Below are 12,790 nucleotides of genomic sequence, written 5' to 3'. Positions count from 1 at the left end.
GACATCGCGACGCAGATGTGGCTGCACAGCTCGCCAACGCGATTGCTCAGTCGTTCGTTGATCGACAGATTGATATCTTCAGCAGGCCGGGAGCCGCCGAGTTCTTCTTGCGTCAAAAGGAGCGCTTCGAGGACGATTTCAAGATGGCTTCGGAGCGCTTCGAGCAGTTTGCCAGAACCACGCAGACTTATTCTGCGGACGATCAGCGTGAGCTGCTTTTGAAGCGGTTGAACGATCTTTCACTGGCGGTAGCCCATACTCGGTCATCGATTTCGGAAAAGACCGCGCAACGGCAGGCGCTCGCCAATACGCTTCGCAGCCTGGCTCCGGTAGCCAGATCGCCTTACGTGTCTTCTCTGGTGGACAGTCTTAGTGGGGGCGATCGAACCGCTCCGGCATCGCCACAGTCGAAGAGCGTCGAGGAGCGCACAGGTGATCCCCCGCTCCTGCTTGTCAAGGTCTACCAGGACTCCATGGTCGAGCTTTTCAAGATCAACTCTGACCTCGCCGGCGCGGAGAGTCTTCAAAAGCAACAGACGACGGAGATATCAAAGATAACGGAGGATCTAAACCGCCTCTCTATCAATGAGAGAGATTTCGCGACGCTTAAGCGCGCGGTCACTCAAGCTGCCGCGAATTCTGATCTTTATTCGCGTCGCATGGTTGAGGAGCAGATTGCCGCGGAGTCCAGTGCTGCAAAGTTCTCTTCTGTGAAGGTCCTCCAGAGTGCAAGCGTGCCGTTTCGCCCGGTCTTTCCGAACTACTGGCTAGTGTTCGTTCTTGCTGTGATCTTCGGCGTGCTGGGAGGCATCGCGAGTGCGCTGATTTTCTCTCGAATTCAGAGCAAGGATCGCGAGTTCGAACAAGCTCACGATGCTGGCTCACGCGATCAAGCGCAGTATTATGAGTCCGACTACGGCACGCACGACTACGTACGGCGAGCTGATCATCTCTATGACCGACGCGGCGTCTAGACTTCAGTTCCGAGAAACAAGAGCTCACGGTATGCACTCGCACCAAAAAATTCTAGTTGTCATCCCAACCCTCAATGAATCTGCTCACATCTCTCAACTGCTCTATCATCTCCTAAAAGACCTGCCAGGAGGCCAGGTTCAAGTAGTTGTCGCTGATGGGGGAAGCACGGACGGAACCACGAATATCGTCCGCCGGATGAGCGCTGAAGATAGTCGGATCCACCTCATTCACAATCCAAAACGCCTTCAGAGCTGCGGGATCAACCTCGCCGTCAGGGAGTTCGGTCATGCCGCCGACATCCTGATCCGGTGTGATGCGCACTCTGGGTATCCCGACAACTACGTTCGCGACCTTGCTTCGTCGATGGCTCGGACCAATGCGGACGCGGTGGTGGTGCCGATGGATACGGTCGGTGGAAGCTGCCTGCAAAAAGCCATTGCATGGGTGTCCAATTCCAAAGTAGGAACAGGTGGATCGGCACATCGCGCAGGACGGAAAAGCGAGTTTGTAGACCACGGTCATCATGCTGCGATGAACATGGACGCGTTCCGGAAAGTGGGCGGCTACGACGAGACGTTCAGTCACAACGAGGACGCTGAATTTGATTGCAGGCTTCGGCACGTCGGCGGCAGAATATACTTGGATGCGAATATTCGGATCGAGTATCAGCCAAGAAGCAGCTTAGCCTCGCTTTGGAAGCAATATTTCTACTACGGACGGGGCCGTTCTCGAACTGTAAGAAAGCATCCTGCATCCCTGCGGCTACGCCAGTTCCTGGTGCCGGCACACGTCGTTGCTATGTTGGCTTCTGTGTTGGCAGTTGGCGCAGTAGGGGATGTGCGATTCCTCGCGTGGCCCTTGGTCTATTTAGCGGCACTCGCAGTTTACTCGGCGTATGTCTCGATAGAAAACCGGTCGAAGTGTGGTCTTCTGGCGGCTCCTGCTGCGTTCGTCATGCATACGTCGTGGGCGATGGGCTTCTTCTGGGGACTCATGTCGGTGCGGGAGCGAGCTTGGACGGGAAGCGCTGATCCGTTAGCCCTGCAGAGCTAATGGCCCGCTTGGCGAGTGTAATTATTACTGGCCTTGTCGTAAACTGAGATAGTTCTGGTTGCGATCTCGCCCCAATTCGAGATGGAGCCGCGCATCTGGATGATTTCTCGCGCGGCCCCGGATCGGTAAGTATCGTCCGCAATCAACGGCGCGAGTGCCGAAGCCAATGCCGCCGGCGAATTTGGCTCAATTAGCTTGTTGAGTTTGAGGTCGCCGAGCAGCTCTTCGAATAGCCCTATGCGCGAAGCAACCACGGGTCGGCCTGCCGCCAATCCCAACATAAGAACACCGGAAGCATCGATTTCTCGATACGGAAATACGTGAATATCAGCGTCCGTCATTAGCTTGGGAAGCTCTGAATCGGGTACAAAGCGCAGATCAAACTCGATGATGTCTCGAAGGCCCAGCTGATTGACCAGATCGAGCAGGGGCTGCATGTTCATCTCCGGCCGGCCGACGATTCTTACCCGGCAACGTTGTTTTGCCGGTTCCGGCAGCTCTCCGATCGCACGGATGAGGACGTCCGCGCCCTTGTAGGGCTTGATCTGGCCGAACAGTAGGATTTCTACGCGGCGATCCTGACGGGCGTCCTTTGTGTCCTCGCGGAATGGCTCCAGGAGGAGCCCGTGCGGCACAATGGAAACCCGGTTGGTGTTGATGCCATAGTCGATCATCCTCTGGCGTGCGGCCTTGGTGTGTACGATGACATGGTCGAACCGCCTGAAGATTTCCGTCGCGCCAAGCCTTTGCAGGCGCGAGCGTGGATTGTCGTTGTAGGGTTTGGAATCATGGGCGGTCAGGATTGTTGGCGCTATTCGCCTGAATTGCGGAATGAAGCGGCTGTCGATGGACGCAAGCGGGGTCCATTGAAAGTGAATGACGTCAGGTCGCTCTCGGGCCAAATGCCGCAGCAATTGAAACATTGATCCTATGTGACTCAATCCCTTAAGCCCTAGACCAACTCTGCGGGGAAGTCGCTTGAGGCGGCCTGGCTCGAGGCCCTTGTAGAAATGCTGGACCAAGAATCGCCGATGCTCTTCTGTCTCTGCCGCATCTGGTTTCCTGCCGAAGATGCGAACAGCATGCCCTGCTTGATGCAAAGCTTCCGCTAGCTGAAAGTCGTAAGGCCACGTAAACAAGGACGGATCGATGAGTGCTATGTTCATGCGTTGTCTGCTGGGGGTGAGCGAAGCTTAGTCCAGTTATATAGGACCAGCCCGTCGAGGTGTAAGCTATTCTCGGCGCCAATCCAAATTCGAGGGGATGTTCGTATGCGGACAAAATCAGCCGTGAGCGGCTTGTGGGGAAGGCACGCGACGCGAGCGGTCGCCTTGGTGTTGGTGCTGCTGGATTACCGGATATTTGCGGCAGAAAGCGTCACCTCCGATGCAGGGGTAAAGACGCGTTATGGCGATCATGAGTTGTTCACGCGCGGGCCTTACACCGCTTTCATGGATCCCTACAACCGCGGCAAGTTCGCTGCCGGCGTTGATTTTTCCCAGAGCTTCGAGGTAGACCCGGCGCAGTTCCCAAACGGCACGCACCTAAAATGGGATTGGCCCGTCCGGGAGCCGAAGAACGTTCTGGGGTTTCTTCAGGTCGCGGGCTTTGGCGATTATTTCAATACAGTGCCAAAGGCCCCTGTGCCTCCGCGCCGGCTCAAAGAAATCGCCGTGCTCACCGCTTCGCACAAGCTTCAGCACAGCGGTACCGAGAATGGCTACGATATCATCTATGACTGGTTTTTGGCTGCAACGCCGCATGGGGGCGACACTCATCTCTTCGAGGTCGAGGTGTTCGTCCATGTGCCACAATACTCGATGAAGTATTTTCGGAGATCTACGCCAATTGGTCGGTTTGAATCGAATGGTGTCGCATGGAATGTCGCAGTCGATAGAAAGACTTCGCCGCCGGATATTCTCTTCGTGCCTGCTGACGGCAAGGATCTATATGAGGCGTCAATCGATTTGAAAGCGATGTATTCCTATCTGGTGTCGCAAAAGATATTGACTGGCAACGAATACTATAATGGTCACTCGCTCGGAGTTGAGCCGGCACAGGGCTCAGGATCAATGTTCGTCGAGTCCATACGTGTCGAATACAAATGATCGGTACGGGAAACATTCAAAATCGAAGTTTCGATCACTCCGCCGTTACTGATGGTGTTCTTGCCTCCCGTAAGGACGACGCAAGTGTCTTTTTTTGATTGAGCCAGAAAAAAAGGATGTGAAGAATGTAACTCGGTACTCCGATCAGGTAGCGCCGCGACAGGCGCCCGGGCTCGTTCCACATCCTGAATAGCCATTCGAGGTGCAGGCTGCGCACGAAACGCGACGCTCTCGGAATTTCGCCCGACATGAAGTCGAATAGAGCTCCGACTGCGAACGCGTGATTGCATACCCTTGGGACGTAATTGGCAGTCCAAACTTCCTGCTTGGGATTGCCTAGCGCAACCAACAGCAGGTCGGGCCGAACATTCGCGATCATCGCTGCAATGTCGCCACAGTCGTGCTCGTCGAAATATCCCTGATGAAATCCGACGACCTGATGGCGGGGCCAGCACGAGGTCACCACCTCGGCAGCTTTGGCCACCGTGTGCTCCTTCGCGCCGAGCAGGAAGATCCGAAGCGAGTGCCTTGTCTGCGTGAGAAGCGCGGGGATGAAATCCGTGCCGTTCATGTTCTCCGGGAACAGGGCGCGGTGCAAGATCGTGCTTGCGATGCTTATACCTATGCCATCGTTTAGTACGACGAAGTCGTCCAGTTGCTTGGTCAGACCGGAATCTGATCGTGCAATGTTGGCCAGGTTGGCATTCAAAAACGCTACTTTCATCGATGCCCCAGCCAAGACGGACGAGTCGAAGCGATCTACGAACTCGCGCGCCGTAGTTGCGAGAACCTTGATGTCGCCAATGCTTACAATGCTGCCGGATCTATGATGACGCATCAGACTGTCTCTGGGGTGCGACGGTTCTCGTACTTCAGAGAGTTCACGCAGTCCTCAAGACATGCGACGCAAGTGTTCCAACTATAGTCGCTTTGGACTTTTTTCCTGGTTTCTTTCGTGGCTTGCCGGATGTCTGCAACGTCCGACTTAAGGATCAACGCTGCGGTGCTTTCGGTAGCGCGCTCCGCCGAGACGACGGCCCCGCAATATTCCCGCGTCATAGCGGAAGCCCCCGGTAGATCGATGCAAATCGGGAAGGCGCCGGCGGCCAGCGACTCGAGAACGATAAGTGGGAAAGAGTCCAGCTGAGAGAGATGAACGAGAAAGTCGGCCGTACCCAGGCGGTCGGCCAGCTTGTCTTCCGGGAGTGCATCCACCACGCTAATGAGCGGAGAAAGCTTCTCGTCGTCGATACGCTGAATGAGGGTGTTCTTGGTTTCGGGATCGCAGGGGCCGATTATCTCAGCGTCAAAGCTGACTCCGTTCTCCGCCAAAATTTTGCAAACGTCGACAAAGCGAAACGTACCCTTCGCGTGCGATAGCCTGCTGGCGTGTATCAGCCGGATCCGATCCGTATGCCCCCCCGACTTGAGCGCGGGCTGACGCGGCTGCAACAAAGCACGTGGAAGCAGCGTGCGAATTCGGGATTTCGGTATTGATTTAAGGATTGTGAGTTCGGTCAGCTGTGTTTCGGAAAGGTAGGCAACACGATCACATAACTTGAGAAGCTGCGAGCTCAGAGACCTTAGAAACCTGTTTCGGGTGGAGGTCCAGTTCGGGCCAAGGTGAGGTGTTACGATGATCTTCTTTCCCATCATGCGAGCCACGGGGAGGAAGAGGAGATCTGCGATGTTGACGTACTGCAGCCAGACGACGTCGTAAGGCTCCCGTCGAGTCTGATAGAATTGCAAAACGGCGCGAAAGAACAAAGGAAGACGCCGGGGTCTCAAATAAGCGCTTTCGGTCGAGAGCCATTTGGCGTGATGGCCGGTTGTCTCGTTCACGGCTTCCGTGGCTCTCCTGCAAAATGCTTCCACGCCACCACGGTGCGAAGGGCTGCCGCCTAACACCAATATATTCATGGAACCTCAAAACCGAAAAAAGCACTAAAGGGGGCGTAAGCGACTGAATCTTAGAGCAGATGTGATCGTTCCAAACATACTATACTTACACCAGATGCTTCCTTTGCGCGAGGGGCTATAGACGGATTCTTGAGCTAACCGATTCGGATCAGATTTCTCAAATTTCCGCTCCAAGACCTCTTGTAACTCCCAAAAGTTTGTCGGTTACCTGGCACCTCAACACTTTGAGACTGCGTCCCTCCAGCCCCTGCGGTGTACTTTGCGCCAGGATCGCGCCAATCTCAGAGCCGCGATGAACGGCCATTCTCATGCGGGGGCCGCCAAATGCGGGCGCTACGGGTGCTGTTTCAGCTGAGGAGCAGTCAACGACTCATTGAGGTCGTGTCCCCGGTGGTGGTGTAGCTCGGTAGAGCAAAGCCGCCCGGACGCGCGCCCTCAAATAGCGCCGTAGCGGGCGGGCGGCTTTGCGGTGGTCACCGGCAGTTCTCCGGTAGGATCGGGTTGCGACACGCCAACGCAACCGAGGAGATCAAGCGGCGGACCGAGGTGGTCGGCATCTTCCCCAATGAGGACGCCATCGTTCGCCTCATCGGCGCGATCCTGCTCGAACAGAACGATGAATGGGCCGTCCAGCGCGCCCGTTACATGACACTGGAAACAATCGCGCCGTTGAGCGATGATCCGAGTGTCAGCCTCACGGCTATCACCAGCTGACCAGCCCGGCGCTCGCCGGCGAACGCGGTGATCCACCGCCAGCTACACCACGCCACGGGAGTACGTCATGCCAAGCTGATGACTGCTTGTGGGTGCAAGTCCCATCCGGCCAAAGCCGAAGCAGGCAGGCCGGGACCGAGTCTTGCGGGCGTCGCGGCAACGCGGGGTTCGAAGTGTAGACAGGAGCCATGCGGGGTGCGGGAATGAGCCTCGAAAGGTGGATGTTCGCGGAGGCCGAGTGTGTTCCCTAAACACGAAGGCAGCATGAGCATCGTCGTTATGCGAGACGATGCCACTCCGTCGGGGTCGATGGCCGGATCACGTATGGAAGGTAATCATCGGAACATGAGAGGCCCGACCGGGTCCGTTGGATTGGTCTCCAACGGGGGGCAGCGGCAAGGCAGTGCCGGAGCCGCGGTCCGAGCTGAGGTCGGGAGTCGGACTGGTTCATAGTACCTGTGAAGTCGTCGAAGGAAACGAGACGCATGGAGGGAAGGGGCCAGCCCGAGGGGAGCCCGCGCGAGAAGGCCAGGGTCCGGACACAGAGCCGGGTTGCCTTGCCGCCGAACCTCGAACGGGTGAACGCGGCGGCCAAGCAGGCTGCCCAAACCCGGTTCACAGCCTTGCTGCATCACGTCGACGAGGACGCTCTGCTTCGGGCGTTTCGACGACAAAAGCGGCAGGCCAGCGCGGGGGTCAATGGGGTAACGGTGGCGAAGTACGAAGAGAGGCTCACGGATAACCTCCGCGAGCTCTGCCGACGCGTCCATACGGGTCGCTACCGGCCACAGCCGGTACGGCGAGTCTACATCCCCAAAGCCGATGGCGGTAAGCGGCCTCTCGGTGTGCCGGCGCTAGAGGACAAGATTGTCCAAAGCGCAGTCGCCGAGGTGCTGAGCGCCGTCTATGAGGCCGACTTCCTCGGGTTCTCCTACGGCTTCCGGCCGGGGCGGAATCCTCATATGGCGCTTGACGCCTTGCACACGGCGATCATGAGCCAGCGCGTCAACTGGGTGCTCGATGCCGACATACGCAACTTCTTCGACTCGGTCGACCACGAGTGGCTGCTGCGGATGGTGGCGCACAGGATCGCCGATCCTCGCATCTTGCGGCTCATAGAGCTGTGGCTGCGGGCCGGCGTTCTTGAGAGCGGCGAGAAGCAAGAAACGGACAGGGGTACCCCGCAGGGGGCGGGCATCAGTCCGCTCCTCGCCAACATCTTTCTGCACTACGTCCTTGACCTCTGGGTCCACCAATGGCGCCGTCACCGCGCACGCGGTCGCGTTGTGGCCGTGCGCTATGCGGACGACTTCGTCATGGGCTTCGAGAGCAAGGCGGATGCGCAGGAGATGCTCTTGGCCCTCAAGGCGCGGCTGGCCAGCTTTGGCCTGATGCTTCATGAGGGCAAGACGCGGCTGATCGAGTTCGGTCGATTTGCGGCCCTCTCGCGTCAGCGGCGCGGCGAGCGGCGACCCGAGACCTTCGCCTTCCTCGGCTTCACCCACTATTGCGGGCGGACTCGGGACGGCCGGTTCATCGTGAAGCACAAGACGGAAGGGAAACGCCTGACGCGCAAGCTGACGGCGTTGCGCCAGGAGGCCTGGCGGCTCATGCACGAGTCACTGGCCACCCAGCACGAGTGGTTCGCCGCAGTGCTGCGTGGACACTACGGCTACTACGGCAGGCCGCACAATTATCCAGCGCTCAACGGCTTCTATCGCGAAGTGCGTCGGACTTGGCTGCGCTGTCTGAGACGGCGCAGTCAGAAAAGTCGGCGCATGGGCTGGTCGGAGTTCGAGACCCTGACGGCACGCTTCCGTCTGCCCGTTCCACGCATCACTCGCACTTGGGCGCAGGCGCGGATATGACGCGGGTTACCCTCGGGAAGAGCCGGGTGCGGGAAAGCCGCCTGCCCGGATCTGTGAGGGCGAAAGCCAAATGGCTGAGCTACTCGACCACGATCCCTGATTGAGCCTTATTGCTGCGCAGGCGATCAAGCCCGCCAAAGCGCGAAATTGATCTGCAAACCGCAGCCATGTAGATGCCTTCACCAAATGAGACCCGCTATTGTGATACCGGAGGAACAGTGGGCTGATGTGATACGTACTGCCACGCGGCAGAGCGCCTTCGGCGGCATTTCATTAGCTCTCTCGGCAACTTCAGATTTACCTCCCTACAGCTCACTAGCCTGTGGATTAGCTTGTAGGAAAAATGCTGCCAGCCGCAAATGCGCCTGGGTGCCGAGCGGCGCTCCATGGCAAGCTCTTCTCAAGGTGGTAGATGCACGCAGTGCGCCGCAATTTTCAAATGGAAGCCTTCTCTAGTCCCGCTTTTGCCCGTTCCAGTTCTCTTTGCTTATTCGATAGAGATTGCCGCCTTCTTGAGCAGTCGAGATCTTCCGTCGAAGAGTGAACGTCTTGGGCAGCGATAGCGGGCTGGGACCTCGTGCCCTGAGCCTTGACCAACCAGCCGAAGCCGACTGAGTTTCGGGATGCGCCTCACCGTAAACGGCAGTTTATGGGCCTGCTCATGAATGTCGCGCGCGATATTGCGCGATAGTTCCTCTGACCAGCATTGCCAATTGAGTGGGCAAACATCGCACTCCAGCTTAGGAGTGTCTTGCCCTCGTTCGCTCTAACCGAACGCTCCGGCTTGAGACCGAAGCGTCCCCGGTCGTTCGATCATGGTCTTAGCGGCTCCGACTTCGGCCTGGCGAATGGGCACGGGACGCCCCGAAATAGATGATGACGCCGAACTTCACACCGATGAGATAGTTGTCGAACCGAACCGATATTGCGGGAGTGATACGCGCAACCTTGGCCTCCCCCACGGTCCAACTATATTGGTTCTTTCACAAATTTCGCCGGTGGCGTTGGGCGGGCTGATGACCTTCGTCGTGTTAAGCCTTTCGATTTTCGTCGGGAAGTCACCACCCTAATAATTATTGATCCGTCTGATGTTTGGAGGTTAGGCGACCGCGCCGCGTTTGGCTGATTTATCGCGCTATCGTCGACCTTCTTGTGGCAATCAATCGGTGGGGCTCCTGATATATCGACAAATCCTATTGGTTGAGCTACTGGAATTCCGGTTCGCCATCAGGCATCAAATGCGTGGTACTGTCGTGGATTGGCCTTGCACATGATAGTGAACGGGTGAGCATCGTTGGTGGCGATGTCAATCGGGTGGTCCGCAATCGTCCGCTTGCCGGGATTGGCCGCACATTGTAACGTTGTTTTCACTCCCGCGCGAAGTACATCCCGCGCAGTTCAACGTTTCCCGTGATACCGATGAGGCGCCGTAGACGCTTGACCGACTCCGATGTGCATATACAAAAAAGTGTCGTTCAATCACCAGTCTCGGGTGCGAGCGGCGGTTCTATAAAAAAGAACGTCGAGCCAAGCGCATCTTCGTTTCTAGATTTTTGTCGTGGCCTGGCAGCGTCCGTCGTTGTGATCTCTCACGCCGAGGAGATATTCGACATCCATGTTTTCCGGTTGTCCGGTGCTTTGGGTGTAAGCATCTTCTTTCTCTTAAGTGGCTTTTTGATCACGATCTCGATCAGAAACCATCTGAACTCGCGACAAGCCCGGCTGTCTGTCTTCTTGTCAGATCGTTTTGCCCGAATTGCAACTCCCTATCTGCCAATACTGGTTGTCGTTGCGTTGCTCAACGTATGGTTGGTGAGCGGAAATTGGGGGCAGTACGGAATTAATCGCGGGCTTTACGCGCTGTTGGGAAATGCCCTTTTCCTGAATGACTATCCGATTTTTCAAGCCCTCTCGAATCGCTGGTTTGTTGCGGATTTCTATATCCGCTCTTACAATACTGCTGAACCATTCTGGACGATACCTATTGAGTTCTGGATCTATGTCGGCGCCGGTCTATTTGCTTTCAGCTTGTTGGGAAGAGAAAAGCTCAGAGCTCCGTTTGTCTTAATCGCATTGACCTTGTGCTTGCCGGTCATCGTCTGGAACTCTTTCGCGGGAGGAGGTAAGTGTCTGACGCTCATCTGGATGGTCGGCGCGCTGTTTGCTTTGCTATGGCTTTCGCTCGAGAAATATTGCGGTGGCGCCGCAAAGGTGGGCCTGGTTTTAGCTTCGTTTGGGAGTGTTGCTCTCGTTGGCAAAGTCGCCAAGGTACCGTTCGATCCCCATGATTTGCAGACGGCTGTTTTTATTGCGTGCATCCTGTTCGGCACAACCTTTTTTGCTTTCTGAGACGAAGCTTCCAGCGGGCTTTCATCGAGCTGCTTTTGCGCTCGCTTCTTATTCCTACAGCCTCTATCTCGTTCATAATACTGTGCTCATTTTAGTCAGGGAGCATAGCGCGAGTACTTACCTATCCTATGGTGGGAGCATCGCGCTTGCGCATTTGGCTTCTATCGCCATGTACTTTGCTTTCGAGCGGCATCACCGGCATGTCTCGCGCTTCATACGTCCATTCGTGTTCAAGCTGACTGACGGGGGGGGGGCAAGTTGCATCTAAATCTCCGAGGCCTTAATCCATTTGGATTGTCTCGATACAGTTCTTGGGCTGCTGCTTTTGCTTGTTGGATTCAAGCAGAAGACCGCTCTTGGGACTGCCGATAATAATGGTACGAAACATTCTTGACAAAAATGCTCCCATAAGAGTCTTCGACCGGCGAGGGCTGCCTTGCACGCTAAGCACGGAGAAAGAAGACATTGGCGTGTGGCTAACCATTTGCTTTTCCATAGGCTCCATTGGCGTTATTCTCACTGAGCTCGACGCCGTTGGAGATTAGACGAGTCGCGGATCGTTGCTCTGAGCTATGATCGTTTCCGGCTGGTGTCGGTCATGGCGCGGCGCAATGGGTTCTCCAGAGCTACTGGTTGGTGCGCGAGGGATGGCTGCGCGGGATAGCGGGCTACTACCGCAGAGAAAACTTCGACACCAGCTTCAGCATCAACCTTGGTCGCGCGGAAGGCCCATCGCCGGCCAGAGAGTGCGCGAAGGCGGCGAGACGTCGAGATCAAGGTTGGCGGCTGCCGAGGTCTGCGTTGACCGTGGCGTGGACACAGAAGCGCCGTGGCGGCTTTTGAGACGATGCCGCTTCCGATTCAAGAACTTCGAGGTTTGGATCGCCATCGGTTACAAGGAAGACGGCGCAAGATGCACAGTCTGAACGTCGCAGTGAGGAGAGTTCGTGACCCGCGTGCTGGTGATCTCTATACTTTCTGCGACCGCTGTGCGATCTGGTTAAAATTCTTCCGGAACGACGGCCGTTTGGCGGCACCGGCCCCCAGCCGCGATGTTCTATTACTTTCGTGAGACCGCAAGGGGCGAACGTCCCCAGGCGCATGTGGCGGCTATGCCGGACCCCTGCAAGCGAATGCCTATGAACGCGACGCACGTTCTTTGCGATGGTCGATATCGAAGAGAAATGCCCGTCGTAAGGCCTTCGGCAAAAATGAACTCCTTTTTCTCGAACTACGCTCCAGTTTGTGCAACGGATTGATGTTCGAGATCGAGCGCTGCATTACTCGCAGGCGTGCCGAGCAACGCGTTCAGATTCGGCAAATGCTCATCCGGCCTCTGGTCGGGAAACTTCAGGTCTACAAGCGAGTGCAATTCGCCGAGCTGTCCAGTGGGCACGGCTATGCGGCGGCTTCAAATACATGTTGAAGCGGTGGCCGAGCTTCATCCTGGAAGACGGCCCGCGTCTGTCTCGCGAAACAACGCCGTTGAGCATTAAGGCAGGTAGCTGTCGGGCGAAAATCCTGGCTCTGCGTTTCTCCCCGGCGTCGGCCGCCTTGTTTAGTTTGAGAGGCGGCCCGAAGCTTTGACCTCAAATCTAGCTTTAAGGTCACTGGCGAATGCAGGCCGATGTGTGGCGCCGAGCGTGGGCGACGATATGGTTACGTCGAGAAGGTTCACCTTGTCGAACAGACCTTGCAGTCTGGCGAGACGGTCTGCGGCGTCGCTCGCCGCCACGGGGTTCCGGCGTTCACCGACTTCGGCATCGACTAACTGATCGAGCCCATCAAGTTCCGTTGAGAGAA

General features: G+C 56.6%; 9 protein-coding genes and 1 pseudogene. 7 read left to right on the top strand and 3 right to left on the bottom strand.

Features of this window, described 5'->3' with window-relative positions:
- The first annotated feature begins 17 nt into the window (after window positions 1-17).
- Together ACTGJ9_RS36225 and ACTGJ9_RS36220 are read left to right on the top strand one after the other, a co-directional pair.
- Window positions 18-974 carry a hypothetical protein gene (locus ACTGJ9_RS36225; protein WP_456674935.1) on the top strand — a complete coding sequence of 319 codons (957 nt, stop codon included), beginning with the start codon at window positions 18-20 and terminating at the stop codon, window positions 972-974.
- A 31-nt stretch (window positions 975-1,005) separates the two neighbouring features.
- Window positions 1,006-2,028 carry a glycosyltransferase family 2 protein gene (locus ACTGJ9_RS36220; protein ID WP_456674934.1) on the top strand — a complete coding sequence of 341 codons (1,023 nt, stop codon included), beginning with the start codon at window positions 1,006-1,008 and terminating at the stop codon, window positions 2,026-2,028.
- Here the strand turns inward: ACTGJ9_RS36220 and ACTGJ9_RS36215 are convergent.
- Window positions 2,025-3,194 carry a glycosyltransferase gene (locus ACTGJ9_RS36215; RefSeq protein WP_456674933.1) on the bottom strand — a complete coding sequence of 390 codons (1,170 nt, stop codon included), beginning with the start codon at window positions 3,192-3,194 and terminating at the stop codon, window positions 2,025-2,027. The two genes, ACTGJ9_RS36220 and ACTGJ9_RS36215, sit on opposite strands and share 4 nt — an antisense overlap.
- A gap of 165 nt (window positions 3,195-3,359) precedes the next feature.
- Between ACTGJ9_RS36215 and ACTGJ9_RS36210 the strand changes: the two genes are divergently transcribed.
- Window positions 3,360-4,136 carry a hypothetical protein gene (locus ACTGJ9_RS36210; protein WP_456674932.1) on the top strand — a complete coding sequence of 259 codons (777 nt, stop codon included), beginning with the start codon at window positions 3,360-3,362 and terminating at the stop codon, window positions 4,134-4,136.
- A 34-nt stretch (window positions 4,137-4,170) separates the two neighbouring features.
- On the opposite strand, the gene ACTGJ9_RS36205 is transcribed toward ACTGJ9_RS36210, so the two are convergent.
- Together ACTGJ9_RS36205 and ACTGJ9_RS36200 are read right to left on the bottom strand one after the other, a co-directional pair.
- Window positions 4,171-4,974: a WecB/TagA/CpsF family glycosyltransferase gene (locus ACTGJ9_RS36205; protein ID WP_456674931.1), complete on the bottom strand. Its 804-nt coding sequence runs from the start codon at window positions 4,972-4,974 to the stop codon at window positions 4,171-4,173.
- Window positions 4,974-5,978 (bottom strand): glycosyltransferase family 4 protein, encoded by a 1,005-nt coding sequence (locus tag ACTGJ9_RS36200; RefSeq protein WP_456674930.1) that lies wholly within the window; start codon window positions 5,976-5,978, stop codon window positions 4,974-4,976. The genes ACTGJ9_RS36205 and ACTGJ9_RS36200 overlap by 1 nt, the downstream gene beginning before the upstream one ends.
- 603 nt (window positions 5,979-6,581) lie before the next feature.
- On the opposite strand from ACTGJ9_RS36200, the pseudogene ACTGJ9_RS36195 reads away from it, so the two are divergent.
- The 4 genes and pseudogenes from ACTGJ9_RS36195 to ACTGJ9_RS36180 all read left to right on the top strand — a co-directional run.
- Window positions 6,582-6,770 (top strand): annotated as a pseudogene (locus tag ACTGJ9_RS36195) (transposase); the annotation flags it as partial.
- A 458-nt stretch (window positions 6,771-7,228) separates the two neighbouring features.
- The gene (gene ltrA / locus ACTGJ9_RS36190; RefSeq protein ID WP_456674929.1) at window positions 7,229-8,638 is read left to right on the top strand and encodes a group II intron reverse transcriptase/maturase; all 1,410 of its coding nucleotides are present in this window, start codon (window positions 7,229-7,231) and stop codon (window positions 8,636-8,638) included.
- A 1,437-nt stretch (window positions 8,639-10,075) separates the two neighbouring features.
- Window positions 10,076-10,987 (top strand): acyltransferase family protein, encoded by a 912-nt coding sequence (locus tag ACTGJ9_RS36185; RefSeq protein WP_456674928.1) that lies wholly within the window; start codon window positions 10,076-10,078, stop codon window positions 10,985-10,987.
- Between the two features lie 1,627 nt (window positions 10,988-12,614).
- Window positions 12,615-12,758, top strand: a complete 144-nt coding sequence (locus tag ACTGJ9_RS36180; protein WP_456674927.1) for a transposase — start codon at window positions 12,615-12,617, stop codon at window positions 12,756-12,758.
- The last annotated feature ends 32 nt before the right edge of the window (window positions 12,759-12,790 follow it).

Origin of the sequence: Bradyrhizobium sp. RDM12 (genome assembly GCF_051917485.1) — a bacterium.
Taxonomy (GTDB): Bacteria; Pseudomonadota; Alphaproteobacteria; order Rhizobiales; family Xanthobacteraceae; genus Bradyrhizobium.
Note: the sequence above shows the minus strand (reverse complement) of the source record. Positions and strands in the feature narration are given on the sequence as shown.